At 70.7% G+C, this 3,562-nt stretch carries 1 protein-coding gene; it reads left to right on the top strand.

Annotated features, from left to right (window positions below; translation table 11 throughout):
- Positions 1–3,539 (top strand): AAA family ATPase (locus Q1N79_RS18550; protein WP_300610587.1); only part of this gene is annotated, 3,539 nt, incomplete at its 5' end.
- Between the last annotated feature and the right edge of the window lie 23 nt (positions 3,540–3,562).

Genomic DNA, 3,562 nt, shown 5'->3' on the forward strand with positions numbered 1-3,562 from the left:
TCTCGATCTTCCATGCCTCCCTCGGAGAGAACGCCCGCCTGGCCCGCGAGGCCGGCGACCAGGCAGGAGACGCCTACTGGTCCGCCCTGGTCGCCGAGGTTGACGACATGATCTGGCAGGCCACCTGGGCGGGCTTTGCCTACTTCCAGCGAGAGGCCGGCTACACCCGCACCGGCTCGCACCACACGCGGGTCAACGGGCGGGAGACCGGCCAGTGGCACGAGGCCGACCTGGCGGTCGCGCACTGGCTGCAGCACACCTCCCGCGACGGCGACATGCAGCTGCACGTCCACTCCCAGATCGCCCACACCGCCCGGACCACCCTCGACGGCAAGTGGCGCGCCCCGGACTCCCTCGGCTACAACGAGCACATCGGCGCGGTCGCGGCGATCGTCTCCCAGCACCTGGAAGAAGCGCTAACACAGCGGTTCGGCGTGCAATGGGTGGCCCGCGACGACGGCCACGGCTTCGAGATCAAGGGCATCTCCGGCCAGATGATGCGCCTGTTCTCCTCGCGCCGCGAGTCCATCACCGCCGACCTGCGCGCCCGCGCCGCGCGCTTCGAGCAACGCTACGGACGCAAACCCTCGCAGCGCGAACTCGCCCAGCTCGCGCAGGCGTCGAACTTCACCACCCGCGAGGCCAAGCACGCTGGCGCGCTGGACTTCGCGCAACTGCACGAAGGATGGGCAGACAAGCTCGCGCGCACCCTCGGCGTCCCGCTGGCGCAAGTCGCGCCGTCGGTCTGGCACGACACCGGCGCGCACGCGGTCGCGCGCCCGTACGACCGGGAACCATCAGGCCTGGTGGAGCTGGCCCGCGCCGCGCAGAAGGCCGTCGCGCTGGCCCAGCAGGAAAAGAGCACCTGGACCCGCGCCGACCTGATCAAGTACCTGGGCCGCGTTCTCCCTCGCACGGGCATGGACCCGGCCGCCGCCGCGTCCCTGCTCGAGGACCTGGCCGACCGCGCGCTGCGCGGCGAGTTCGAGCCGGTGATCTGCCTGGAAGCGCCCGAATGCGTCGAGGTGCCGTGCAGCCTGCTGCGCGCCGACGGGCGCAGCATCTACCAGCGGCACGGCGGCGTCCGGTACGCCACCCGCGCGCAGCTGGCCATGGAAGAACGCCTCCTCGCGCAAGCCCGCGCCGATACCGCGCCGCGCCTGACCCGCGCCGAAGCCGCGCGAGCACTCGGCGCCGACCCGGCACAGCTAGCGGACACGCTGGCCGCCCGCGCCCACCACGCTCCCCATCATCCCGAACGAACCGGGCTGACTCCCGACCAAGCCGCCGCTATCCTGTCGGTGCTAACGGACGGCAAGCGCGTCTCCGTCATTAACGCCCCAGCCGGGTCCGGGAAGACGCGGATCATGACCGAAGCCGCCCGTGTCTGGGCCGCAGCAGGCCGGGGCCCGGTCATCGGGATCGCCCCCTCCCAGTCCGCCCGCAACACCCTGGCCGCCGGCGTTCCCGAGTCGTACAACACCGCACAGTTCCTGGGCCACCTGCCCGGCCAGCGCGGCGCCCGCGGCCCGCTCGAGATCACCGAAGGCACCCTGCTGCTCGTCGACGAATCCTCGATGATCCCCACCCCCGACCTGTCCGACATCGTCAGCCTGGCCGAGAAACGCAGCGCGAAGATGATCCTGGCCGGTGACACCGGCCAGCTGCAGGCAGTCGAAAACGGCGGCGCCATGTCACTGCTCGCCAGCGCCCTCGGATACCTGCAGCTCGCCGCCCCGGTCCGGTTCCGCGCCGGATGGGAACAGGCAGCCAGCCTGCGCCTGCGCACAGGCGACACCTCGGTCCTGGCCGAATACGACCAGCACGGCCGCATCATCGGCGGCGACCCCGAACAGATGATGGACGCCGCCGCGGCCGCCTACCTCGCGCTCACCCTCGACGACACGGACACCCTGCTCATGGCCGCCGACCACGGCCATCGCCGGGAACTATCCCGCCGCATCCGCGACGACCTGATCCGCCTCGGCATCGTCCACGCCGATGCCGCGGTGCGCATCGCCGACGGAGCCGAAGCCAGCATCGGGGACCTGATCGTCTGCACCAAGAACGACCACACGGTCCACGCAGGCGAACCCGGAAGGACGCTGGCGAACGGCGACCTGCTGCGCATCGAGGCAATCACCCCGGGCGGCCTGCTCGTACGTCTGGCGCTAGACGCCGACCCGCGAACCGGACAGCGCCGGTGGACGAACCGGAACTTCCTGTACGCCGATTACCACGACAGCGAACTCGGCTACGCGGTCACCGACCACGTCGCCCAAAGCCGCACCGTGCACACCGGCCTGGCGGTCATCACCGGCACCGAGGACCGCCAGCACGCCTACGTCGCCCTGACCCGCGGCACCGACACCAACATGGCCTACGTATTCACCCTGTCCCCGAAGATCGCCGACCCGGCACCAGGCCCGCGCCCGGCCCCCGAACTGGCCCGCTACGACCGCCTCGCCGCCGAACCCGACAGCGCGCCTCTTGACGCAGCCCAAACAGCCGGGCCCGGAGACGCGCTCGGCGTGCTGTCCGACGTGCTGGAACGAGACGGCCAGCAGCTCTCCGCACTTCAGACGTTTCGGCAAGCCTTGTCCAACGCCGACCACCTGGCGATCCTGCACGCCATCTGGACCGCCGAGATCACTCCCGCGAGCGAGCAGAGATACAGGCAGCTGCTCATCGACGCGCTCCCGCTGGAATACCGGCAGGAGCCGAGTCACCAGGCCAAATGGCTGTGGCGCACCATGCGCGCCGCCGAACTAGCCGGCCTGGACCCCGGCCAGGCCTTGACCGCCGCCATCGGCGAGCGGGCCCTGATCGGCGCCCGGGACGTGCCCAGCGTCATCGACGCCCGGCTGCGGCGCCGTGTCAACCCGCTCGTCCCGCTCCCGCCCGGCCCCTGGTGCGAGCAGTTGCCTGACATTTCTGATCCCGAACGGCACGCGTTCGTTGCTCAGGTCGCCGAAATGATGGACGCACGTAAGACCCGAATCGGCGAGCACGCCGCCGAGAACGCCCTGCCGTGGGCGGTCAACGCACTGGGCCCGGTCCCTGACGACCCGCGAGACCTGCTCCAGTGGCAGCGCCAGGCCAGCTCAATCGGCGCGTACCGGGAACTCTGCAGTCACGACCACCCCACCGAAACGATCGGACCCGAACCCACAGCAGGCGAGCCCGACAAACGGGCCGCCTGGCACGAAGCTTTCGCCGCTCTGAGCCCTGTCGACGGCCCCGACGTCCGTAGCCTGCCAGACGGGACCCTGCTGCACCTGCGCGACACCTATCCCATCGAAACCGCCTGGGCGCCGAAATGGGTCGGCGACGAACTTCGCCAGGTCCGCCTCGGCGCCCGCGAAGCCCACCTGGGGGCCATCCGCGCCGACGCAGAAACAAAGGCAGCCGCCGACCGCGGCGACGAACACGCGACTACCCGGCAGCAGATCCTGGCCGCCAGCTACCGGGCCATGCACGACGCCTACCGCGAACGCGAGACCGTGTTCGCGACGGTCATGGCTGACCGGGCCGAGTAGGAACTGGCAACCCGGCAGCAACG

Source organism: Trebonia sp. (assembly GCF_030042015.1).
In the GTDB taxonomy this organism is placed as follows: Bacteria; Actinomycetota; Actinomycetes; order Streptosporangiales; family Streptosporangiaceae; genus Trebonia.